Origin of the sequence: Nitrosomonas marina (assembly GCF_900110145.1) — a bacterium.
Lineage (GTDB): Bacteria > Pseudomonadota > Gammaproteobacteria > Burkholderiales > Nitrosomonadaceae > Nitrosomonas > Nitrosomonas marina.
The window spans coordinates 25673-48300 of sequence record NZ_FOCP01000003.1 but is presented as its reverse complement, the minus strand read 5'-3'; the positions used below and the strand labels follow the sequence as shown (position 1 = coordinate 48300).

Here is a 22628-nt window from a genome sequence, read left to right as displayed (position 1 = left end):
AAACATATCTATAAATTTGTAACAAAATTTGGATATGATACGAATAACGCAAGGCTGTCAATCGGCAGAATATGTTCTGATGAACAGCTTTCGTTAAGTTGTTGGCACAACGGCATCACAAGAGCCAGGTGTATGCGGTGTGCTGGCGTATGTTTATTTTAAATGGAGGAATTTAACATGATGAGATTTACCCGGATCATTTGTATGAGTTTTGTACTCGCGTTGTTGACGGTTGCGGGAACTGCGTATGCCGGCGGGGAAAAAACGTTTAAAATCATTATGAATGCCTATGATACCAACATTCCAGAATTGAATGTAGAAGGCGTGACGGTGAAAAATATCCGTGCGTTTAATGTATTGAATGAGCCTGAAGCAATTGCCGTTCACAAAGGTTCGAAAGTAAAAATCACGATTGAAAACAAATCGCCGATCAGCGAAGGTTTTTCGATCGATGAATATGGCATTCAGGAAGTGATTAAAGCTGGTGAAACCAAAACAGTTTCTTTCACAGCCGATAAAGCCGGCGCTTTCACCATCTGGTGCCAGCTTCATCCTAAAAATATCCACCTCCCTGGCACGTTGAATGTTATAGACTAACGTAATCGGGAGACTGTGCTGTTATTGCAGTACAGCAAACTGAGATTTGCTATGAAATTGAAATGGCCGGTTGAAACCGGCCATTTCTTTTTTCAAGGATTGAGTTTTGCTTGATATTTATTGTCGCTGAAATCTCGGCCTGTCCCTGATTCGTGAGAAAAAGCGGGCTTGTGAACTGTTCTTTTATAAGCATTTATCTTTGGCCTCCTGGATTTTTACAGTTTTCTGAAAAGGTATGAAAGCCGTCGAAATTCTTTACAGTTTGATATGCAGTTTGTGCGCTTCTTATCGTAATCAATTGTTATTAAAAATAAATTATTGATTGGCATGAATTTTGCTCATCATGATTATGAGTGTGCCTGCATGCGCAGTTCTGCAATCGATGTAACTAATTCAGCTAAGATGCGCGACTACAGGCGTTGTAAAGTTATGGCACCTAAAAAGGGGGAGACAAATGAGTAAAAAAATGACAAGAACATTGCTAAGCGCGGCAATAGCTTCAGGAATGATTTTTTGCACTGTGTCAGGAGCATATGCCGGTTTAATCGGTGTCAAGGAAATCAAGGTTTTTTCCGCTAATCTCAATACAACCGACGCCTGGTTGCAGGTTTCTGAAGTAGAAGCAAATCAAACAGGCGGCGGCGATGCTGCTTTGTCTTCTCTTGGCGCTACTGCAGCGGGGTCTGTTTACACGACAACGCCAGGAAGTTCCCCGGATTTTGCGATTGATGGAATCGCACCTCAAGGTTTTCCAAACATCTTTCATTCGGCTACGTTTGCTCCTACAGAGGCATTAACGGTGACTCTGGCTTCGGCGACCGAACTTGATTCAATTTCGATATATGGAAGAGACGATAATTTTGGGCTGTTTCGAGATATTTACAACGTCGAATTATACGATATGAGTGGTGCTTTGTTACACACGGTATTTGGTCTTGATGCCAGAAACAATAACCACGTAGGCTCTGCCGTTTTGCCCGATACGTCTGTCCCGCCTGTCGGGATTGCTGAACCGGGTACATTGGCCCTGTTGGGTCTTGGCCTAGCGGGTATCAGCTTTAGAAGGCGTCAGAAATAGACTGACAAGGACTGTGAGAGCAGACCAGTATAATAAAACGGCAGTTTTGGCTGAAATAAATTTTTGCATCTGTTTTTACTGATAATTTCTGATTATTATAGCGTCGATCGACAGATTTCATTTCTCAGGCATAGCGGGTTGGCCTGCGTGCTTCGACCTTCAAACCCCGTCTTGAAACAGGCAGGTGGGGGTCGGACGGTGACGATGTCGGTAAATCTGACAGTGTTGTTTTTGTCCGAATACGGGTTGTGATGGCAAAACCAGAGGCACGACCAATAGAATCTGAACCAGAATGTTGCAGAACGTTTTAATAAAACAATGATGTGCCTGCGCGGCTAATATTCGTTCAGTTCAGTGTTTGGTTATCTTGTCGAGGTAGCCCATCGCAAAAGCTGAAATGACAAAGGTCAGGTGTAAAAGAATGTACCACATGATTTTGTCGTTGGGAACGGTCTGGGCAGACATGAAGACCTGTAGCAAGTGGATGGAAGAAATTGCGACGATGGAAGCGGCAACCTTGTTTTTTAATGAACTGGAATCCATCTTGCCCAGCCAACCCAACCGGTCACTGTTTTCGGTGATATCCATTTTAGAAACAAAGTTTTCGTAGCCGGAGAACATAACCATGACTAACAGGCCGCCTACCAGTGCCAGATCCACGAGTGCCAGAATAACCAATACCAGATCTGATTCTGACATGCTGAAGATGATTGGAAGAACATGGAGAACTTCCTGAAAAAATTTTAAACCCAGAAACAGGATGGCAATGCTGAGACCCAGATATACCGGTGCTAATAACCAACGGGCAGCATACATCGTGCGCTCTATAAAACGTTCCAAATTGTCCTCCGAATGGTGTGAATCAAGGATCAAACATCATCAATATTAGCCGTTGATACCCGAATCATGAAATCAGCTGTTCTGTGAAATACAGCGCATTTTGGTCGTTGGCATTCACAGAAGCATGGTATGAAATCGCTGCAAGCAGCAGCTACATCTTTCGCTCTACCCAGACTGCTACACTGTCCAGTGCTGCGGTCAATTGATCCGGTTGCGTGCCACCGGCCTTCGCCATGTCCGGCCTTCGCCATGTCCGGCCTTCGCCATGTCCGGCCTGCCGCCAACCTGCCGGACAACAAAGTTGACGAGTTCGCCGGCTATTCCCCGCACTGGTATCACGGCTCAAGCCGGGATTCGCATCATTTCTCAAATTTCTCATTCACTTTGAGCAATTCGCTGACTACATCGGTCGCATCGTCGTCAACAGCGCCGGGCTCATCATCGGGCAGCGGAGGCGGCGGTGGTTGGTAGATTTAATGTTACCGGTTCAGTAAGGTTCAGGGTTGGGCGCTATGTATATAATTCTTGGTTCGCGACCTGACACCATTACTTCCACGTTCGACCTCCCCGCGAAAATCCGCATGCCCCGGCGTATCAACAATATTGATATGAACTCCTTCGTAATCAATCGCGCAGTTCTTGGACAAAATCGTAATACTACGTCCACGGTCGATATCGTTTGAATCCATGATGCGTTCGAAGACCTGCTGGTGCGCCGCAAAAGTCACTGCCTGGTGCAAAAGCTTGTCAACCAGCGTGGTTTTGCCATGATCAACGTGGACAATAATCGCATACGGATATGCGGGCCATACAATAATTCCTCAAAAATATTTTGTTACAGACGGTTCATTGGGGCGGCATTATACCAGCCAGTGAATGACAAAGTCATTGCAACAGGCCGTTATTTCAGACATAAATCATAATACAGGGATTCTGTTGGAGAAAACAAGCGGCTTGTTTGGCACGCAACGCTATAATCTATCGAGCGGACTGACAACTGCTTTGCCGCCCTTGTTCAAAACATGTGTATATATCATTGTCGTTGAAATATCGTTATGCCCCAGCAATTCCTGTACTGTGCGGATATCGTAACCGGCTTGCAGGATATGCGTTGCAAAACTGTGGCGTAGTGTATGCGGTGATGTTGGCTTGACTATATCCGCAGCCAGTGCAGCTTTCTTGACATAGCGCTATACCTGTTTTTCATCGACATGATGACGGCGCTCAGCTTGGCTGCGCGGATCTATCGAATATTTCCGGGCGGCAAACACATATTGCCAGCTCCACTCCCTGGGTGCATTGGGATATTTAACAGCCAGCGCGTCCGGCAGCCAGACATCCACCCTGCCCAGTTTGATATCCTGTTCATGCCATTCCCGTCGTATTTCAAGCTGACGACGCATGGCATCCAATAAGCTATCAGGCAGCATCGTCACCCGATCCTTGCCACCCTTGCCATCACGCACGATGATTTCACCGCGTGTCAATTCGACATCCTTGACACGCAATCTTACTGCTTCCATAAGCCGCATGCCTGTACCATATAATAGCTTGATAATCAGGCCAACCGGACCAGGTGCGGATGCAGCTTCACGCAAAAGTGCCTGAATTTCCAAAGGCGTTAACACAACCGGTAAACGCTTGGGTTTTTTTGACCGTTCAAATCCATCCAGCCACGGCAAATCCGATCCGATAACTTCACGGTATAGAAATAGAATTGCCGATAATGCCTGGTTTTGTGTGGAACTGGATACATGGCGCTCATTGGCCAGATAAGTCAAAAAACGTTCCACTTCAATAGCACCCATTTCAACAGGATGACGCTTGTCATTGAAAATAATATAGTGTTTAATCCATGAAACATAAGTTTTTTCCGTGCTCAAACTGTAGTGCTTGTATCTTATTTTTTCTCTTACCTGATCAAGTAGTTTTTTAGGCGGCGGCATTGTCGTATTTTCTTGTGCCATTTGTCTTTTTAAATAGAGGATTTAAGTTTGAATACAATATGCTGATTAATGATTACCATAGTTATACGACATTTCCCGCAAGATTATTAGGCAAAATGTCGTATATATTGCGTTCCCTAACATTGAGCGCTACGAATGACAAAATTCTTTCAGTTTATAAGAAAAGTAGCGGGTTTATACAACTTGGAAAAACTGCTAATGTGCGGAGCGCAATTTGCGCGCACGCATAATACCGCAGGTATTGATGCGGACACACAAGCAGCGCTCCGTATGAAAAGCAAGATATTTCGGGTTAATTGTCCGATATTTGTGTTGAACAATGATTTGGATATTGCCCCGCATTCAATATCAGAGAACGCAGCATTGGAGAGAACACCGTTCACTTCGTTCACGGCTTTGCCCCTGCAGGGTGTCTCTTAATTTAAACGTTATGCGTGAGGAAAAGTAATGTCAGATGATCCAATATTTGCGTTTGTTCTCATGCCATTCAATGATGAGTTTGAAGACGTCTATAAAATGGGGATTAAGGAAACGGCAAGTGCTATGGACATCAAGGCCGAGCGTGTAGATGAACAAATTTACCAGGAAGGCATCTTAGAGCGCATATATCGCCAGATTGAGATTGCCGACATCATCATTGCAGACATGACTGGCCAGAACGCAAACGTGTTTTACGAAGTAGGTTATGCCCACGCCAAAGATAAACTTTGCATCCTGATTACAAAAGAAACAGAGGATATCCCTTTCGACCTTAAGCACCATCGACATATTGTGTATAACGGATCGATAACGAGCCTCAGGGGGACTTTAACTAACGAGTTAGAGTGGGCGAAATCTCAAATAGAGAATATTCGAAACAGCAGAGTTAAGGTGAAGCTCAGTAGCGTGTTTGGTAATCTCGAAAAATCCAAATATACGGCAAAAGCAGATGTGGATTTTCGAATCGATCTAAATAATGACTCATCAAATGCTTCCCCAGAGATTGAAGCAATCTACTTTTACTCAAGCAAAGGATGGACTCTGCAACAAGAGGGGAAACGTTGCCCAAATACCGAGTCAGATATTCCAGAATTCAGCTTAAGGCATTTCATAAGCCCACCAATTCGAAAACTTCACAAAAAAGCTTGGGCGCAGCTCCAGTTCAAAGGCTCAAAGTATCTTGCTCACGCATATGATGGCGAAGAATTGAAAGATAGCTATCGAGTAACTGGAAGATCTGTTTTGAGATTAGCAACTCATGAAGGCAACTATGATTATGAGATTCCCATAGACGTGGAATGTGATGAAATTCCATTTTGATAGTGCAAGCCATCTCACACATAACAATCGCATGCAGTCCGACAAAATTGCCGCGCTTCGCTTGCAATTTTGCGGCTGATTCGGGGCGTTAAGGCTCTCAAATGGAACCATCAGAGTTAGGAACAAAGTACGACAAAATTGCTCAGTGGTGGCATGACCAACACGTGCGGTCTGCTTATGGTGTAAATCAATTTGAACGAGCTGTTGAATTTACTTCCGGCGGCGGAAAAGCACTTGATGTAGGCTGCGGAGCAGGCGGCAGATTTGTGCGTATATTACAAGATCGAGGCTTTTCGGTTACAGGGCTAGATGTGTCGCAAGAAATGGTTAAGTTGGCTAGCAGCAATCACCCAGAGCATCATTTTATGCATCAAGATATTTGTTCATGGGAAACAGAAGAGAAGTTTAATTTTATCGTCGCCTGGGATAGCATTTTTCACTTGCCATTTGTTATGCAAAAACCTGTTATATCCAAACTGTGCCAGCTTTTGGCGAAAGATGGTGTATTAATATATACATTTGGTAATGCTCAGGGAGAACACACTGATCAATGGCACAATGACACTTTTTATTACAGCTCTATTGGTATTAACGAAAATATGCAGTTACTTATCAATAATGGTTTGTCAATTATGCACCTTGAACTGGATCAGTATCCTGAAAAACATGTTTATACTATCGCCACTAAGCCTTAACAAGGCCATCAATTTGACCGCCTTACGCTGCGCTTCAGGCGGCAAATTATGGCGGCGTTAGGCATAGAAATACGGAAGCCACGTGCAAATGGGGTCGTGTCTTGCAAAACAACATTCAAATTTTCCTCTTTATCCAACTCGTAACACTTCCCAACGCAGCAGGCAACCGATCCGGTTGCACATTTCTGTAATTCCAGGAATTTATCGCTTATTTTCTTGCTTGCCAAACCCGTGGCTGCAGCCTTTGATGAAGAACGCCAATTACAACAATATATTGGTTTGTAGCCATGAAAAACACAGCAAAAGGGTAACGTTTGCATAATGCGCGCCTGATGTTTTTGTAAACCTTTTTATATCGTTGCGGGGTTTCTTCAATCATTGTTAATGACTGCATCTATTTCATCAATGAATTCAATGCCGAGATTCTGACGCTGTGCTTCGTACCATTCATAGGCTTCTTTTAAATCCTGCTCGGCTTCTTTCCGAAGTGTGAGCACAGTGCGTTTATCCTAAAATTTGTTTTTTAACATCCTGCCACGGCGATCCTTCAGCAGGGTTTGCATGATAGGCCGCGAGTCTTTTCTCCAATTCCTGCTTATGCCATGTTGGTATTTCTACAGCTTCAGGGATTTCCGCGATTGAATCCCAAATATCTTCAAGCAGTTAAATGCGTTGCTCTAACGGCATTTCAGCGATATCTGATGCTGTGATTGATTTCATGGGCTTATCTACACAGTCTTACAGTCCTTTAATGCCTTCTATAACTTATTTTCTATCCAACCATTTACACTCTGCAATGCCGCAGGCAATCCATCCGGCTGCGTGCCGCCCGCCTGCGCCATGTCTGGCCTGCCGCCACCTTTGCCGCCTACCTGCCGGGCAACGAAGTTGACGAGTTCGCCGGCTTTGATCTGCTTGGTAAGATTGTTACTTACGCCAGCAATCAAGGCGATTTTTTCAGCCTCAACAGTAGCCAGCACAATGATGCAGGTCTCGAGTTTATCTTTGAGTTTGTCCAGTGTTTCGCGCAGCGATTTTGCGTTGGCGCCTTCGAGGTTTGCAGTGAGTACTTTGACGCCTTTGATGTCTTGTGCTTGCGATACCAGGTCATTACTTTGAGAGCCGGCAAGTTTCGTTTTCAGTGTGGAGAGTTCTTTCTCAAGTGCTTTTTTGTCCTGTTGCAAATGGTGAACAGCCATTGGTATTGCACCACCCTGATGTAATGGAACTTTCAGCATTGCCGCACTTGCTCTTCGATCGTCTTCCAGTGTTTCTACATAACCCAGTGCGCGATCACCTGTGCAGGCCTCAACGCGCCGTACTCCTGCAGCCACACCACTCTCGGAAATGATCTTAAACAATCCGATATCGCCAGTACGCTTCACGTGAGTTCCGCCACACAATTCGCGTGAAGAACCAATATCCAGTACGCGTACTTCGTCACCATATTTTTCACCGAAAAGCATCATTGCGCCGGATTTTTGTGCTTCTTCAATCGCCATGATGCGTGCCTGGCACTCTGTATTGATAAGGATTTCTTCATTTACCTTCTTTTCCACCAAGCGAATTTGCTGCTCAGTCATTGGTTCGTTATGGGAAAAATCGAAACGTGTTCTCTCATGATCTACCAGTGAACCTTTTTGCTGTACATGATCGCCCAATACCTCCCGTAGTGCTTTGTGCATTAGATGCGTTGCAGAATGGTTGCGCGTAGTCCGAACGCGCGCTAATGAATCAACGTCAGCAAGTACTTTGTCGCCAATAACTACTCGTCCGCTGCTCAAAACGCCTTTGTGGCCGAAAACATTCGCTTGTATTTTTTGCGTATTTGTTACATTAAATGTACCGTTGCCTGCCAATAGCTTTCCGCTGTCGCCGACCTGGCCGCCCGATTCAGCGTAAAAAGGCGTATGATCCAGCACAATGACTGCTTCATCGCCTGCTTCTATAAAATCGACCGGTGTGCCTTCTTTGTAGATCGCTAAAATTTTTCCTTCATGCTGCAGCGCGTCATAACCGTGAAAAACAGTCTGGTTGCCGTTATAGGTTAGGCCTTCTTCGTTCATGGTGAATTTGTTGGCAGCGCGTGCCTGTTCACGCTGCCGTGCCATGGATCTCTCAAATCCTTCGTTGTCTATGCTGATGCCGCGTTCGCGGGCGATGTCAGCGGTCAGGTCGAGTGGAAAGCCAAAGGTATCATACAGGCGAAAAGCTGTTTCGCCATCAAGCACGCTGATTTTTTTGCTGATCGCGTTATCCAGCACCTGCATGCCGTGCTCCAGCGTTTCGGCAAACCGTTCTTCCTCCTGTCGCAGAACGCCGGCAACCCGTTCTTTTGCTGCGGGCAGTTCAGGGTAGGCTTCGCCCATGACATTACACAGATCAGTTACCAGGCGGTAAAAAAACGGCTTATTCTGGCCCAGGCGGTATCCGTGTCGAATTGCGCGGCGGATGATGCGCCGTAATACATACCCGCGGCCTTCGCTGCCAGGTATTACACCGTCAGTGATCAGAAAAGCGCACGCGCGGATATGATCGGCGATGACTTTGAGCGAGTTGTCTTCAAGATTCTGCGTGTTTGTGACATGTGCGGCAGCTTTGATCAAATCCTGAAACAAATCGATGTCGTAGTTGCTGTGCACCTGCTGCATGACGGCGGAAATGCGTTCGAGTCCCATGCCGGTGTCGACCGATGGTTTGGGCAGCGGATGCAATTCGCCGCCGCTGTCACGGTTAAACTGCATGAAGACCAGGTTCCAGATTTCGATGTAGCGGTCGCCTTCCGCATCGGCGGAACCGGGCGGGCCGCCTGCGACATCGGGACCATGATCGTAAAAGATTTCGGAGCAGGGTCCGCAGGGGCCGGTATCACCCATCTGCCAGAAATTGTCCATGGTGTCGATACGTACGAGCCGCTCGGGACTGATGCCGATTTCGTTGAGCCAGATGTCGGCGGCTTCGTCATCCTCGGCGTAGACAGTGATCCAGAGTTTTTCCTGCGGGATTGTAAGAGTGACGGTCAGAAACTCCCAGGCAAATTGAATCGCGTTGCGTTTGAAATAATCGCCAAAACTAAAGTTGCCGAGCATTTCAAAGAAAGTATGGTGCCGTGCCGTATAGCCGACATTTTCCAGATCGTTGTGCTTGCCGCCGGCGCGTACGCAACGTTGTGAACTGGCGGCGCGCGTGTAATTTCTCTGGTCCTGGCCCAGGAATACATCCTTGAACTGAACCATCCCTGCGTTGGTGAACAGCAAGGTTGGGTCGTTAGCGGGTACCAGCGGACTGGATGCAATAATGGTATGACCGTGTGTCTTAAAAAAATCCAGGAATTTTTGTCGTATTTCGCTGCTTCTCATCGGTTTTGTATTTATTCGTATCGTTGCAATTCTACAACCGTCGTGCCCAGTGCTTCGCCCTTGATAACCGCAAGATGATCAATACAGACACGCACTGTAGTTGTTTTGCCCATCTCAGGCAGATTGTCGCTTGTGAGTATGATAATCTCGCCGGTATCATCTTCCAGAACATAGGCTTTTAGGTCAATGACAGGAATGCGTGTTGGATCTTTGGTGACGCCTCTGAGTGTTACCGTCTTGCCGTCAAAGCGGGCCGGTGAGGTATTGATTTCCTGTATTGCCGTGATGCTGCTGGCATACACAGGCGCGACCAGTATCAACAGCAGAAGAGAAAAACCGATTGTGATTACAGCAATAGTAGATTTCATTGTGCATCCTTTTCAGCCTGTAGCAATACCTTGCGGATAATCTCCGGTGAAAAGCCCCGGCCTGTCAGAAAACGCATTTGCCTGCCCCGTTCTTTGATATCACGGGGTGGTGTGCCGAATTTTTTTTGCCAGACTTGCCAGGCAGTTTCTAGATCCGTTGCCATAAGGTCGGGCAATAGCCTGGCAATGTGTGTTGCGTCGACGCCCTTTTCTTTGAGCTCGTGTACGATACGCTGGCTGCCGAATCGTGATCGTCGTGTCCGGCTGGTCTGTTCGGCAAATCGTTCGGTGGATAAATAACCCTGCTGCTCGAGCCGGTCGAGCACTTCGGACAACACCTGGGCTGATTGTTCATGAGCAGACAGCTTTTTTTCCAGTTCGTACCGGGAATGCTCGCGTCTGGCCAGATAGCGTAACGCGCGTGTTTCAAGCCGCAGTGAATTGCTGTCCGACACTTTCATTGTTCTTTGTCTTTAGGTGTCCGGGATGAATTGTCGGGACTGAAAATACCAACCGCCTCACGGATTTTCTGTTCGATGTCCTGCGCGGTTTCGTGGTGCTCCTTGAGATATTCACGTACGTTGTCTTTACCCTGGCCGATTTTGTCGCCGTTGTAGGAATACCAGGCTCCGGCTTTATCGATTAATTTATGCTGCACGCCCAGTTCGATAATCTCGCTTTCACGGGAAATCCCCTCGCCGTATAGAATATCAAATTCAGCCTGCTTGAAGGGCGGTGCGACCTTGTTCTTGACCACCTTCACGCGTGTTTCGTTACCAATGGTTTCTTCTCCTTTTTTGATAGCGCCGGTGCGACGTATTTCAAGCCGGACGGAAGCGTAGAATTTCAGTGCGTTGCCGCCCGTCGTGGTCTCTGGGTTACCGAAAATGACACCGATTTTCATGCGGATCTGATTGATGAAAATTACCATGGTGTTGCTGCGTTTAATGTTGGCGGTCAGCTTTCTGAGTGCTTGAGACATCAGCCTGGCCTGTAAACCCATTTGCGGATCACCCATTTCACCCTCAATTTCAGCTCGTGGCGTAAGCGCAGCGACAGAATCAATAACGACAATATCGATTGAACCGGAACGGACCAGCATGTCCGCGATTTCCAGCGCCTGCTCGCCATTGTCCGGTTGTGAAATCAGAAGCTCCTGAACGTTGACGCCTATTTTCTTGGCATAGTGTGGATCCAGTGCATGTTCCGCGTCGATAAATGCCGCTGTTCCTCCGAGTTTCTGCATTTCGGCGATCACTTGCAGGGTAAGTGTTGTTTTACCTGACGATTCCGGGCCATATATTTCTATGACGCGACCGCGCGGCAAACCACCAACGCCCAGAGCAATGTCAAGGCTAAGTGATCCGGTAGAAACCACCTGTATATCGTTGGCGACATCGTTGTCGCCCATTCGCATAATTGAGCCTTTGCCAAACTGTTTTTCAATCTGGGACAGCGCTACAGCGAGCGCTTTGCTTCTGTTTTCGTCCATTTTTTTTCCTGTAGTGAATCGGAAGATTATCGCATATTCAGGTCTGATTGATGAAGCTTGTTGTTTTCAAGCAGCTTTTATTTAATTTTTTTGATCCTGGAATAAAACAAGTCTCGAGTATCTTGCCAGCCTAAGCTATAATGTCGACCGGAAATTTTGTGACAGCTAGTGAATTGCTTTTCAGCTGTCAATGATACGCATTTATCGCAGAACATACTGACAATAGAAAGAAATAAGGAGAACAGCTATCCGAGTCATATTACTGGGCGGTCCAGGTGCCGGCAAAGGCACGCAAGCCAATTATATCAAGGAACATTTTGGCATTCCGCAGATTTCGACGGGGGATATGCTGCGAAGCGCCGTTAAAGCAGGCACCGAACTGGGCATGATGGCAAAAAAAATCATGGATGCCGGCGGCCTGGTATCAGATGATATCATTATCAATCTGGTCAAGGAGCGTATCGCCAAGCCGGATTGTGCCAATGGTTTTTTATTTGACGGCTTTCCCCGTACTATCCCACAGGCAGATGCCATGAAGGCAGCGGGCGTACGGATTGATTGTGTGGTTGAAATTGACGTTCCGGATGACGAGATTATTCGGCGCATGTCTGGTCGCAGAGTTCATCCGGCCTCAGGTCGCACTTATCATGTCATTTTCAATCCGCCGAAAGCTGAAAATCTCGACGATATAACCGGTGAGCCACTGATACAACGGGATGACGATAAGGAAGAAACTGTTCGGAAAAGGCTGGCTGTTTATCATGAGCAGACAGAGCCGTTGATTACTTATTATTCCAACTGGTCCGAAAAAGGCATTGATGATGCTCCCCGTTATGTCAAGGTCTCCGGTATCGGGAGTGTTGAAGAAATTCGTGACAGGATTCTGGCAGCATTAACACTCTGAATGCCGCACGTTTGACGTCATAGTTTTATCGTATCGCTTTCAAAAAAACAGCACAGTAGCAATATAAGAGTCATAGTGATTGCATAGGGCTTTTATATACTCTGTAGTTTTAAATTAAAGGATTGTATCTTTTGGCAGTAGGGTTTTGCTTACGATTTGATCAATCAGGAGAAATAATGTTATGTCCATAAAAAATGCATTTTATGCTCAATCTGGTGGCGTGACGGCTGTGATTAATGCTTCGGCAGCCGGTGTTATTGAAGCCGCGCGCCAGCATCCCGACAAAATCGGGAATGTATATGCTGGTCGCAACGGCATTATCGGTGCATTGACCGAGGATTTGATCGATACCAGCGCCGATTCGGCAGAAGCGATTGCAGCGCTGCGCCATACCCCATCGGGCGGTTTCGGTTCATGTCGGTACAAGCTAAAAAGCATAGAGCAGAACCGCCGTGAATACGAGCGTTTAATCGAGGTGTTCAAGGCGCATAATATCGGATACTTTTTTTATAACGGTGGTGGTGATTCAGCAGACACCTGCCTCAAGGTTTCGCAAATTTCTGACACGTTGGGGTTTCCGATTCAGGCAATACATGTGCCGAAAACCGTTGATAATGACTTGCCGATTACCGACTGCTGTCCTGGCTTTGGTTCGGTTGCCAAATATATTGCGGTTTCAACGCGCGAAGCCAGTTTTGATGTGGCCAGTATGGCCAAAACTTCCACCAAGGTTTTCGTGCTGGAAGTAATGGGCCGTCATGCCGGATGGATTGCAGCGGCAGGCGGTCTGGCTTCGAGCAAGGACTGTGAAATACCGATCGTAATTCTATTTCCGGAGATAACGTTTGATAAAGCGAAATTTCTCGCCAAAGTAGACGGTTATGTCAAGAAATTCGGTTATTGCTCTGTGGTCGTCTCTGAAGGTGTTAAAGGCGAGGATGGCAAGTTTCTGTCTGATCAGGGGTTACGGGATGCTTTCGGTCATGCGCAGCTGGGTGGTGTTGCACCGGTTGTGGCCAATATCATCAAAGACGGTCTGGGGCTGAAATATCACTGGGGCGTGGCTGATTATCTGCAGCGTGCTGCTCGTCATATTGCATCCAAAACAGATGTTGACCAGGCCTATGCTATGGGTAAGGCAGCTGTCGAGTACGCGATTGCCGGCCACAACTCTGTTATGCCAACAATTGAGCGTGTTTCCAACACGCCTTACAGCTGGAAGGTTGGTATGGCCGAACTTGCAAATGTCGCAAATGTTGAAAAAATGATGCCGGCTGAATATATCAGTGAAGATGGGTTCGGTATCACTGAAGCTTGTCGTGAGTATCTTCTGCCACTCATTGAAGGTGAAGATTATCCACCCTACAAAAACGGTTTGCCAGATTACGTGCGGCTAAAAAATGCGTCAGTTGCAAAGAAACTGGAAGGGTTTGAAATCTAGGCGGCTAAAAAAGGTGCATATAAACAACAAGTGCATATAAAATATGGGCCTTTTTCCCTGGGGTTTTGAACAAGTATTTAATTATGTGGAATTATTAGGCCGAAATTCTACGTATGATTTTAAATGGTCTGACTTTAAGTGGAGTTCTTTATGTCTAACGGTTTAATTATCGCAATTGGTAGTGGGATTCTAGCCCTGATATACAGCGGCATATGGATCAGAGGGATTTACACCCAGTCTACCGGTAATTCACGCATGCAGGAAATTGCCTCTGCAATACAGGAAGGCGCCTCGGCGTATCTCAATCGTCAATATACAACTATCGGTATTGTGGGGTTGGTTCTGTTTCTGGCTATTGGCCTGGTATTAACGTGGGATACTGCGGTCGGTTTTGCACTTGGCGCTATTTTGTCCGGAGCGGCCGGATATCTCGGAATGAATGTTTCTGTCCATTCCAATGTGCGCACAGCAGAAGCAGCCCGCACCGGTTTGAATGAGGCGCTTGCAATCGCATTTCGTGGCGGTGCGGTCACGGGTATGCTGGTTGTTGGTCTGGGACTGCTGGGCGTTGCCGGTTATAGCGCCTGGTTGTTTAATGGTGCGGATCCCGACGCCGCGGTCAGCGATGTAATTAAACCTTTAATTGGTTTTGCTTTTGGCGGTTCGCTGATTTCTATTTTTGCGCGTTTGGGCGGTGGTATTTTTACCAAGGGCGCTGACGTCGGTGCGGATCTGGTCGGTAAGGTTGAAGCTGGCATTCCAGAAGATGATCCACGTAACCCTGCAGTGATTGCCGATAACGTCGGCGATAATGTTGGCGATTGCGCGGGTATGGCAGCTGATTTGTTTGAAACCTATGCAGTGACGATTATCGCAACCATGCTGTTAGGCGCATTGCTCTTTTTGAATAATGAAATGAGCGCTGTGGTTTATCCACTCATGCTGGGTGCGGTTTCTATCATTGCATCAATTATCGGCTGTTACTACGTCAAAATGCAGGAAGGCGGAACAATCATGAAAGCATTGTATCGCGGATTGATTGTTGCCGGCGGTATTGCGCTGCTTGCCTATTTACCTGTGACCGTCTGGTTTATGGCAGATATGTCGCTTGAAGTTTCGGGTGTTGAAGTTGCCGGTGGCGCGCTGGTAATGCGTGTTTATCTGGCTGCTGCAATTGGTTTGCTGCTGACGGGGGCGATGGTCGTGATAACCGAATATTACACATCAACCGATTATCCGCCAGTGCAGCATATTGCCGAAGCTTCCACCACAGGACATGCCACCAATATTATTGCCGGCCTGGGTGTGTCAATGCGCGCAACCGCGGCGCCAGTATTGGCAGTCTGTCTGAGCATTCTGATGGCTTATTCACTGGCCGGTTTATACGGCATTGCTATTGCCGCAACCGCAATGCTGTCAATGACGGGTATTATCGTGGCGCTTGATGCCTACGGACCGATTACCGATAATGCAGGTGGTATAGCGGAAATGGCGGAAATGCCTGAGTCTGTACGTGCGATTACCGATCCACTCGACGCCGTCGGCAATACAACAAAAGCAGTGACCAAAGGTTATGCAATTGGGTCTGCCGGTCTTGCAGCATTAGTGTTGTTTGCGGATTATACGCACGGATTGGAGAAAGCGGGTCATATGCTGACATTTGATTTATCCAATCATATGGTCATCATTGGCTTGTTTATCGGCGGACTAATACCATATCTGTTTGGCGCCATGTCTATGGAAGCAGTTGGACGTGCTGCCAGCTCAGTGGTGATTGAAGTGCGCCGTCAGTTCAGGGAAATCGATGGAATTATGGAAGGCACTGCCAAACCTGACTATTCGCGCGCGGTCGATATGCTGACTAAAGCGGCTATCAAGGAAATGATGATTCCGTCACTTCTTCCTGTGCTCGCTCCGTTACTGGTTGGCGTTTTGCTTGGGCCTCAGGCGCTCGGTGGTGTGCTCATGGGTTCTATTGTTACCGGTCTGTTTGTGGCGATTTCCATGACAGCCGGTGGTGGTGCTTGGGATAATGCCAAGAAGCATATTGAGGACGGTAATTTTGGGGGCAAGAACAGCGAAGCGCATAAAGCCTCTGTCACAGGTGATACCGTGGGTGATCCGTACAAGGATACAGCCGGACCGGCAATTAACCCATTGATTAAAATTATCAATATAGTGGCATTAATGATTATTCCGTTGCTGTAACTGATTTTTGGGTAAGGTAAAAAGGCGCGCCATCATGGCGTGCCTTTTTTTATTCATAATCAGCTCTGAATACAATTCAGAGACGGTTTTAATTTCCCCGAAGTTTAATGCCAAGTAGTTTTATCTTCCGGTACAAATGCGTGCGTTCCAGTCCCGCGCGTTCGGCGACTCGCGTCATATTGCCGTTTTCTTCTTCGATCAGTCTTTCAAAGTATGTTTTCTCGAATAAATCACGTGCTTCCCGTAAAGACAGATCAAATGGAATGTCAGGTGTTGATGAGGGTGATGACGTTGATTCCGGGAAGACCATTGCCTGTTGCACCATATCCGCGGTAATTTCATCGCCTGTACAGGTTAGTGCCAAAGAATGTACGACGCCTGTCAATTGTGTCAGATTGCCCGGCCAATCATAATTGCGCAGACAATTAAGAGCAGCTGTGCTGAATTGCAGTACCGGTGAGACTTCGCCAGATTCGGCAAAACCAGACAAAATCTGGTTGGCAAGGTCAGGGATGTCTTCGCGGTGCGCACGCAGCGACGGAACTCCGATGGTCAATCCGCTAAGAGATTCATATAGTTTGGTATTATAATTGTTTTGCGCAGCCAGTTCGGCTAGTGGCTGCGATGTGGCACAGACCAGACGAACATTGTATTTGTCCAGTTTACTTAGCAGCAGCAGCAGGCCTTTTTGTGCCAGTTTATTGGTTTCGCCGATGTCTTTTAAAAATAATAATCCATCTCTTGCCTGTTCAAGCAAATCCAGAGGTTTTTCAGCTAAAATTGTCAGTGAGTCTGGTTCTACCCACGGCGTATTAGGACGATGCAGAAAATGTGCGCAGATTTCCATACCCACGCCGGGTTCACCCATCAGCAGCAAAGGTGTTTTCAGATTAGCCACTTTTTCTAATTTCTTTTTGAGCTCGACAATCAGTGCGCCCTTGCCAAGACTTGCCAGAGAGAGCGCGGTATGCTGTTTATTTTGACCCCCGCGCATAGCTTTACCGACTGTACTGAGCAGTTTCTTGAGAGGGATGGGCTTCTCCAGATATCCGAAAGCACCAATACGCGTTGCTTCAACCGCTGTATCTATAGTGCCATGCCCCGACATCATAATAACCGGCATGGTCAGCATGCCGTTACTCGCCCAGTCTTTTAGTAGTGTTATTCCGTCCGTGTCTGGCATCCAGATATCCAGCAAAACCAGATCGGGCCGTGTTTGGTTACGCCATATCCGTGCCTGTTCAGCATTCTCAGCCAATGCGACACGATAGCCTTCATCGCGCAAAATCTCAGATAGCAATTCGCGTATTCCGATCTCGTCATCAACAATCAATATTGTATTATTTGTCATCATTATTATTTTATCCTCAGTCTCTAGCTAAGTGATGCTAAATTTTCAGATATTGGCAGAGTAATACTGATCTGGGCGCCTTGCGGTTTCAGGTTTTCGATGCGAATCGTTCCCGAATGTTCTTCAACAATTTTTTTGACAATCGGCAGACCTAGTCCTGTGCCTTTGGGTTTGGTAGTTACATATGGCTCAAAAACCCGTGATTTGACCTCGTCAGAAAAACCGCCTCCATTATCCCGGATCGTTAACTGTATGCTATCTTGCATCGCTTCAGTCTCAATTTCAATTACAGGCTTCTCGGTTCCGTTTAAAGCGTCTTGCGCGTTAAGCAACAGGTTGTGGAGTACTTGGCGCAATTGCGTGGAATCGCCAAGAATAGCTGGTAGATTGTCAGCAAGCTTGCGCTGAATATGGATGTGTGCATGTTTCCTGCGAGTAGCATTGGTGGAGTCGTAAAGTGACAGAATTTCTCTGACCAGCTGGTTGATATCAAGTTGGCTCATTTCAAGCGCCGGAGCACGGGCGTATTGATTAAATTCGTTGACCATGCGTTTAAGGGCCTCAACCTGATTGACGATGGTTTCAATTGAACGCTGCAGAATCAAGGTATCCTGTTCATTCAGTTTCTCCGCCAGCTTATGTTCCAGCCGTTCTGCAGACAGCTGAATTGGCGTTAACGGATTCTTGATTTCATGCGCCAGTCGCCGTGCGATTTCGCTCCAGGCTACTGCGCGCTGAACTTGCAGCAGACTTGTAATATCGTCGAATACGACGACGCCCCCTCCTGAAATTGCCGGCAGACGAGTGCCGCGCAGGTGCAAAACTTGATTGTTGCCATCGTTGGTGCGCGTCATTTGTCGCTGCCACACACCTGTCTCACCCGAATTGAAGCCTGCCCGAATTTCTGCGACCATAGCGCTCACCTGTGGTTCTTTTTCCACACAGCCATCAATGACCGCGCCGTCCAGGCTGATCAAAGGCGTTTGCAGTATCTGCTCTGCGCTTCTATTTGCTTTGATCAGCACCAGATTTTCATCAAACACCATGACGCCGGATGATAGGTTTGCAAGAATACTTTCCAGGTGAGCGCGCGCGCTTTCAACTTCATGTTGATTATGCTGGGCTATTGCTCGGGCTTCTTCCAGCTGCTGCGTCATCAGATTGAAGGACTCGGTCAGAATGCCTAATTCATCCCGGCTTTGTACCAGATGCCGACGGCTATAATCGCCTTGCGCAATTGCTTTGGTGCCCTCTGCCAGCATACTTAATGGCGAACTCAGATTCTCGCTCAAGATAGAAGCGGTTGCCAGTGCGGAGAACAGTGATAGCAATAATGACAGTGTCAGGGTAACGCTATACAGGCGAGTCAGACCCTGGCGCGATAGCGAGAGTTCCTGATAGTCCCAATAGCCTTCCTGTACTTTTTCGGCGTTGCGCGCCAATAATTCAGGAACAGGCTGTAATAATTGAAGAATCCTGATGTCGTCATCCAGGTTTAATACATTGACCGGTGCCAGAACGCGCATGTACAGGCCTTTATCCGCAATTGGTTCAATGGCGCTGTAAGCTTTTTGTGTTCTGATGTGGCGCATTACTGTCCCGCTAGGGACTTCAGGAAATAATGTCAGGTTATTTTCGCTCGAAAATGCAATAACTTTGCCTTCCTGATTAAATAGGGTGGCTTCTTCTATCTGCGTCTGTAAGGTGAGTTCGCTGAGTGCGGCTACTTGTGATGTAGATGGGTCAGATAACGATAGTGCTGCTGTTCTGGCCTTTTTTTGTAATTCCTCCAGTAAATTTTCAAGCATAGTCTGGCCCAGGTGCAGCCCACTCTCGAGCGCACGGTCAACCTTGACATCAAACCAGGATTCAATGCTTTTCTCCAGGAACTGAACAGACACCGTGTAGACTAGCGCTCCTGGTAAAATAGCCATTAAAGAGAAGATTAACAATAATCGTAAAGCCAGTCTTGAGCCAAAAACACCGGATTTGAGGCGTCGTATGAAGCGCCACAACAGATATCCGACTACGATGATAAAGAGCAGAACAAAGACGATATTGATAATTAACAGCAGCTGGTAGCGCCGCTCAAAAAAATCGGTATTCGCACCGGCAGTCGCCAGCAGAAATAGCATGATTGCTCCAAGTGCCGCGCCGACAATCAACACATACTTCATTGCTGGACAGATATGGAAAACGGTTGATCAGGGGTTGGTAACACCATTCGCCATTCCAGACGATCAGAACTCAAGTTCCAGGCGCTGGAGCCGAGCGCCTCAACCTGGAAAGGTTTGGGCATGCGTGTCAAGTCAAGCCATAACCTGAGTGTTGCATTGTACTGAACGTTAGATCTTAGTTCGTGGTAGATTGTCAGTGGGTGATCACGCAGTCGCTGCAATGCAACGAGCGCGTCTTGCAGTGTTGTATAACTTCTCGAGAAGGTGTGATCGCTGAGAATATATCGGCGCGTGAGCGCATGATACCGTAGACCGGTTCGTGTTTTTATGCGAGCGACTTCCTTATCGAACCAGTACCAGCGGGATTCAACCAGCGTGAATTTGTTTACGAAATACAGTACAACACCCTTTTCAAGCGCCTGTTCCAGCGTCGGGTTTAATTCTATGGCGGAATTGATGCTGACCGTATAACCGCTATCAACTGCTGCCAGCTTAAATGAACGTACCTGGATACTGCCATAGGCATGCGAGTTTGCAGTATAAAAAAAACATGTTCCTGATATCATAATGATAATCAGGCTTGCGAAACCATGCCATTTCATGACAGCCTACAGTTTTTGTAATAAAGTATAAAAAAAACCGTCGTGCAGGCTATTCGGCAGCAACTGGCCATCCAGCAGATCCGGGCCTGAGATGGTCTCAATACGGGCATCGCTCTGATGCTGTAAAAATTGTTTGATCAGCCATTTGTTTTCTTCCATAAATACTGAACAGGTAACATAAAGCAACTTACCATTTCTTGATAAAGTTTGCCATAAAGCGTGCAGGATTGCCTGTTGTTGCATGACAAGTTTTTCAAGATCGGATTCGCGTCGAAGCCACTTAATATCCGGATGGCGGCATACAACACCTGATGCAGAGCAAGGTACGTCGGCGAGAATACGATCAAATTCTTTTCCATCCCACCATGAACCTGGATCAGCCGCATTTCCACATATGATATTTGATGCGCGCATTCCCATGCGTTTGAAATTTTGTTCAACCTGAGCAAGGCGGGCGTTATCATGATCCATTGCCGTTAATGATATATCGGTCAGTTCCAGTAAATGCGTACTTTTGCCACCGGGTGCAGCGCAGGCGTCAAGCACGCGCATGCCTTGATGAACATCAAGCAGAGGTGCTGCGAGCTGTGCACCGGCATCCTGTACGGAGACCATGCCTTCGCTAAAACCGGGCAATGCCGATACGTTGACCGGTTTCTTAAGCAGTAATGCGTTATGCCAGATCCTCTGGGATTCCATGCCATGCTCCGAGAGCAAGTGCTGATAACCGGCAATACTGATTTTGCGCTGGTTGACGCGTACAGTCATCGGCGGGCGCTGATTGCCGGTATTTAGAATCGAACGGTAATGCTGCGGATATTGAGAACGTAATTTGTTGATCCACCACTGTGGATGTGAAAACCGACCGGTTTCTATTGATTCTACTTGTGCCAGCAAAGAAGCCTTTTGCCGTAAAAAATTGCGCAGCACAGCATTGACCAGCCCATGCAACCGGTTATTTTGTGTCAGTTTGTGCGCAGCCGAGACGGTTTGGTTGATAATGGTGTACGCGGGAGTTTTGCTGTAGAGCAGCTGATAAAGTCCGGTCAATAACAAACAATAGATTTTTTTATCTTGCGGTTTTTTCGTCAGTAATATCGCCAGAATCTCGGTTAGCTGTCCGTAAAAACGCAAAACACCATAACTGCAATCTTGGATGGCACCTCTTTGCTGACCTGATAATATTGCATGTTTTTGCCAGCATTCGTTTAGCGCCTGGGTTAGGCTGTTCCCGGTTAAAACGTGATTAACAACAGTAACGGTGATTAGCAGTGTATTAGTCATGTGTCATGAGTGACTGTTTTCGGAAAATCAAAATGATCACCCACGGATATTTTAAAACCGGCTAAAAAATCAGCTGCGGTCAGTTTTTTCCCGCCGGATCTTTGAACAGTTTCAAGCCGCAGTATTCCTGACCCGCAAGCAACTATAATGCCATCTGGATGTATTGCAAGGATTTTTCCTGGCTGGTCGGACTGCCCAGAAGTTGCTTTTGCCTGCCATATTTTGATTTGATGATCCTGTAAGACTGTATGAGCGCCTGGTACCGGATTAAAAGCCCGGATTTGTCGTTCGATTTCTACAGCCGGCAAATGCCAGTCAATTTGACTCTCATTTTTTTTGATTTTGGCAGCATAGCTGGCTTGCAAATCATCTTGTTTTACAGGTAAAAGTTTTTGCTGCTTTAGTAATTCCAACGCTTTGACAATGGCATGTGCGCCGAGCGCACACAATTTGTCATGCAGTGTTTGGGCTGTATCTTCAGGCAAAATGGGGATGCATTTTTTCAGTAGGATGTCGCCTGTATCCAGTCCGGCATCCATTTGCATAATCGTAATTCCCGTTTCTTTGTCGCCTGCCTGGATGGCTCGCTGGATAGGTGCCGCACCGCGCCAGCGGGGTAGCAGAGATGCGTGAATATTTAAGCAGCCGGCATGCGGTATGGATAGCACAGGCTGAGGTAGAATCAGTCCATATGCGGCCACGACCATTACATCCGCATTTGCTGCTGTGATTGATGCATGCCACTGTGGATCCTTAAGTGATGGTGGTTGCAGTATCGTCAATCCATGTGCTTCGGCCAGGCGCTTAACAGCGCTGGCGGTCATTTTCATTCCTCTACCTGCAGGCCGGTCCGGTTGAGTGAGTACCAGAGCAATTTCATGATTTGCCGAAATCAACGCGTCCAGCGCAGTCGCAGCAAAAACAGGCGTTCCCGCAAAAATAATTTTCATGATACTGTTTGTTATT

At 47.0% G+C, this 22628-nt stretch carries 22 protein-coding genes and 2 pseudogenes; 8 read left to right on the top strand and 16 right to left on the bottom strand.

Features of this window, described 5'->3' with window-relative positions; genetic code table 11:
* Positions 1–177: 177 nt before the first annotated feature.
* Together BMX44_RS02845 and BMX44_RS02840 are read left to right on the top strand one after the other, a co-directional pair.
* Complete coding sequence (locus BMX44_RS02845) at positions 178–597, top strand: nitrosocyanin (RefSeq protein WP_245738804.1); 420 nt, start codon at positions 178–180, stop codon at positions 595–597.
* A 454-nt stretch (positions 598–1051) separates the two neighbouring features.
* Positions 1052–1675, top strand: a complete 624-nt coding sequence (locus BMX44_RS02840) for a PEP-CTERM sorting domain-containing protein (RefSeq protein ID WP_090627776.1) — start codon at positions 1052–1054, stop codon at positions 1673–1675.
* Positions 1676–2026: 351 nt separating this feature from the next.
* Here BMX44_RS02840 and BMX44_RS02835 read toward each other — a convergent pair whose 3' ends face one another.
* Positions 2027–2515 carry a TIGR00645 family protein gene (locus BMX44_RS02835; protein WP_090628145.1) on the bottom strand — a complete coding sequence of 163 codons (489 nt, stop codon included), beginning with the start codon at positions 2513–2515 and terminating at the stop codon, positions 2027–2029.
* A gap of 129 nt (positions 2516–2644) precedes the next feature.
* Here BMX44_RS02835 and BMX44_RS16425 point away from each other — a divergent pair, with 129 nt between their 5' ends.
* Entirely contained in the window at positions 2645–2986 is a 342-nt protein-coding gene (locus BMX44_RS16425) for a hypothetical protein (protein WP_143056873.1), read from the top strand.
* A gap of 83 nt (positions 2987–3069) precedes the next feature.
* Here BMX44_RS16425 and BMX44_RS02820 read toward each other — a convergent pair.
* The 3 genes and pseudogenes from BMX44_RS02820 to BMX44_RS02815 all read right to left on the bottom strand — a co-directional run.
* Positions 3070–3330 (bottom strand): annotated as a pseudogene (locus BMX44_RS02820) (GTP-binding protein); the annotation flags it as partial.
* A gap of 156 nt (positions 3331–3486) precedes the next feature.
* A pseudogene (locus BMX44_RS17520) lies at positions 3487–3690 on the bottom strand (tyrosine-type recombinase/integrase); the annotation flags it as partial.
* 15 nt (positions 3691–3705) lie between these two features.
* Complete coding sequence (locus tag BMX44_RS02815; RefSeq protein ID WP_143056872.1) at positions 3706–4482, bottom strand: integron integrase; 777 nt, start codon at positions 4480–4482, stop codon at positions 3706–3708.
* Between the two features lie 447 nt (positions 4483–4929).
* On the opposite strand from BMX44_RS02815, the gene BMX44_RS17070 reads away from it, so the two are divergent.
* Positions 4930–5781, top strand: coding sequence for a hypothetical protein (locus BMX44_RS17070; protein ID WP_218143910.1), 852 nt, complete (start codon positions 4930–4932; stop codon positions 5779–5781).
* Positions 5782–5882: 101 nt separating this feature from the next.
* Positions 5883–6476, top strand: coding sequence for a class I SAM-dependent DNA methyltransferase (locus BMX44_RS02800; protein WP_090627767.1), 594 nt, complete (start codon positions 5883–5885; stop codon positions 6474–6476).
* Positions 6477–6684: 208 nt separating this feature from the next.
* Here the strand turns inward: BMX44_RS02800 and BMX44_RS16725 are convergent, their stop codons facing one another.
* The 7 genes from BMX44_RS16725 to recA all read right to left on the bottom strand — a co-directional run bounded on the left by BMX44_RS16725 (position 6685) and on the right by recA (position 11695).
* On the bottom strand, positions 6685–6855 hold the full coding sequence (locus tag BMX44_RS16725; RefSeq protein ID WP_177167648.1) for a hypothetical protein: 171 nt from the start codon (positions 6853–6855) through the stop codon (positions 6685–6687).
* Positions 6848–6973, bottom strand: a complete 126-nt coding sequence (locus BMX44_RS17375; protein ID WP_281246232.1) for a P-loop NTPase family protein — start codon at positions 6971–6973, stop codon at positions 6848–6850. Before BMX44_RS17375 ends, BMX44_RS16725 begins: the two co-directional genes overlap by 8 nt.
* A gap of 7 nt (positions 6974–6980) precedes the next feature.
* Entirely contained in the window at positions 6981–7127 is a 147-nt protein-coding gene (locus BMX44_RS17515) for an addiction module protein (RefSeq protein WP_425433707.1), read from the bottom strand.
* Positions 7128–7234: 107 nt separating this feature from the next.
* Positions 7235–9835, bottom strand: a complete 2601-nt coding sequence (gene alaS / locus BMX44_RS02790; RefSeq protein ID WP_090627766.1) for an alanine--tRNA ligase — start codon at positions 9833–9835, stop codon at positions 7235–7237.
* A gap of 11 nt (positions 9836–9846) precedes the next feature.
* Positions 9847–10203, bottom strand: a complete 357-nt coding sequence (locus BMX44_RS02785) for a hypothetical protein (protein ID WP_090627764.1) — start codon at positions 10201–10203, stop codon at positions 9847–9849.
* On the bottom strand, positions 10200–10664 hold the full coding sequence (gene recX / locus BMX44_RS02780; RefSeq protein ID WP_090627762.1) for a recombination regulator RecX: 465 nt from the start codon (positions 10662–10664) through the stop codon (positions 10200–10202). Before recX ends, BMX44_RS02785 begins: the two co-directional genes overlap by 4 nt.
* A complete protein-coding gene (gene recA / locus BMX44_RS02775; RefSeq protein WP_090627760.1) occupies positions 10661–11695 on the bottom strand; it encodes a recombinase RecA in 1035 nt (344 codons plus the stop codon). Before recA ends, recX begins: the two co-directional genes overlap by 4 nt.
* A 247-nt stretch (positions 11696–11942) precedes the next feature.
* Here recA and adk point away from each other — a divergent pair, with 247 nt between their 5' ends.
* The 3 genes from adk (at position 11943) to BMX44_RS02760 (ending at position 16248) form a co-directional block, all read left to right on the top strand.
* Positions 11943–12599 carry an adenylate kinase gene (adk, locus tag BMX44_RS02770; RefSeq protein ID WP_090627758.1) on the top strand — a complete coding sequence of 219 codons (657 nt, stop codon included), beginning with the start codon at positions 11943–11945 and terminating at the stop codon, positions 12597–12599.
* 181 nt (positions 12600–12780) lie between these two features.
* Positions 12781–14040: a 6-phosphofructokinase gene (locus BMX44_RS02765; protein ID WP_090627756.1), complete on the top strand. Its 1260-nt coding sequence runs from the start codon at positions 12781–12783 to the stop codon at positions 14038–14040.
* Between the two features lie 150 nt (positions 14041–14190).
* Complete coding sequence (locus BMX44_RS02760; protein ID WP_090627754.1) at positions 14191–16248, top strand: sodium-translocating pyrophosphatase; 2058 nt, start codon at positions 14191–14193, stop codon at positions 16246–16248.
* A gap of 88 nt (positions 16249–16336) precedes the next feature.
* On the opposite strand, the gene BMX44_RS02755 is transcribed toward BMX44_RS02760, so the two are convergent.
* From BMX44_RS02755 to fmt, 5 genes are read right to left on the bottom strand one after another with little or no spacing between them, the layout of a single operon-like run.
* Positions 16337–17599 carry a sigma-54-dependent transcriptional regulator gene (locus BMX44_RS02755; RefSeq protein ID WP_177167657.1) on the bottom strand — a complete coding sequence of 421 codons (1263 nt, stop codon included), beginning with the start codon at positions 17597–17599 and terminating at the stop codon, positions 16337–16339.
* A 23-nt stretch (positions 17600–17622) separates the two neighbouring features.
* Positions 17623–19776, bottom strand: a complete 2154-nt coding sequence (locus BMX44_RS02750; RefSeq protein ID WP_090627750.1) for a sensor histidine kinase — start codon at positions 19774–19776, stop codon at positions 17623–17625.
* Positions 19773–20378: a DUF4390 domain-containing protein gene (locus BMX44_RS02745; protein WP_245738803.1), complete on the bottom strand. Its 606-nt coding sequence runs from the start codon at positions 20376–20378 to the stop codon at positions 19773–19775. The genes BMX44_RS02750 and BMX44_RS02745 overlap by 4 nt, the downstream gene beginning before the upstream one ends.
* A 6-nt stretch (positions 20379–20384) precedes the next feature.
* Positions 20385–21662 carry a 16S rRNA (cytosine(967)-C(5))-methyltransferase RsmB gene (rsmB, locus tag BMX44_RS02740; protein WP_090627748.1) on the bottom strand — a complete coding sequence of 426 codons (1278 nt, stop codon included), beginning with the start codon at positions 21660–21662 and terminating at the stop codon, positions 20385–20387.
* The gene (fmt, locus tag BMX44_RS02735; RefSeq protein WP_090627746.1) at positions 21659–22612 is read right to left on the bottom strand and encodes a methionyl-tRNA formyltransferase; all 954 of its coding nucleotides are present in this window, start codon (positions 22610–22612) and stop codon (positions 21659–21661) included. The genes rsmB and fmt overlap by 4 nt, the downstream gene beginning before the upstream one ends.
* Between the last annotated feature and the right edge of the window lie 16 nt (positions 22613–22628).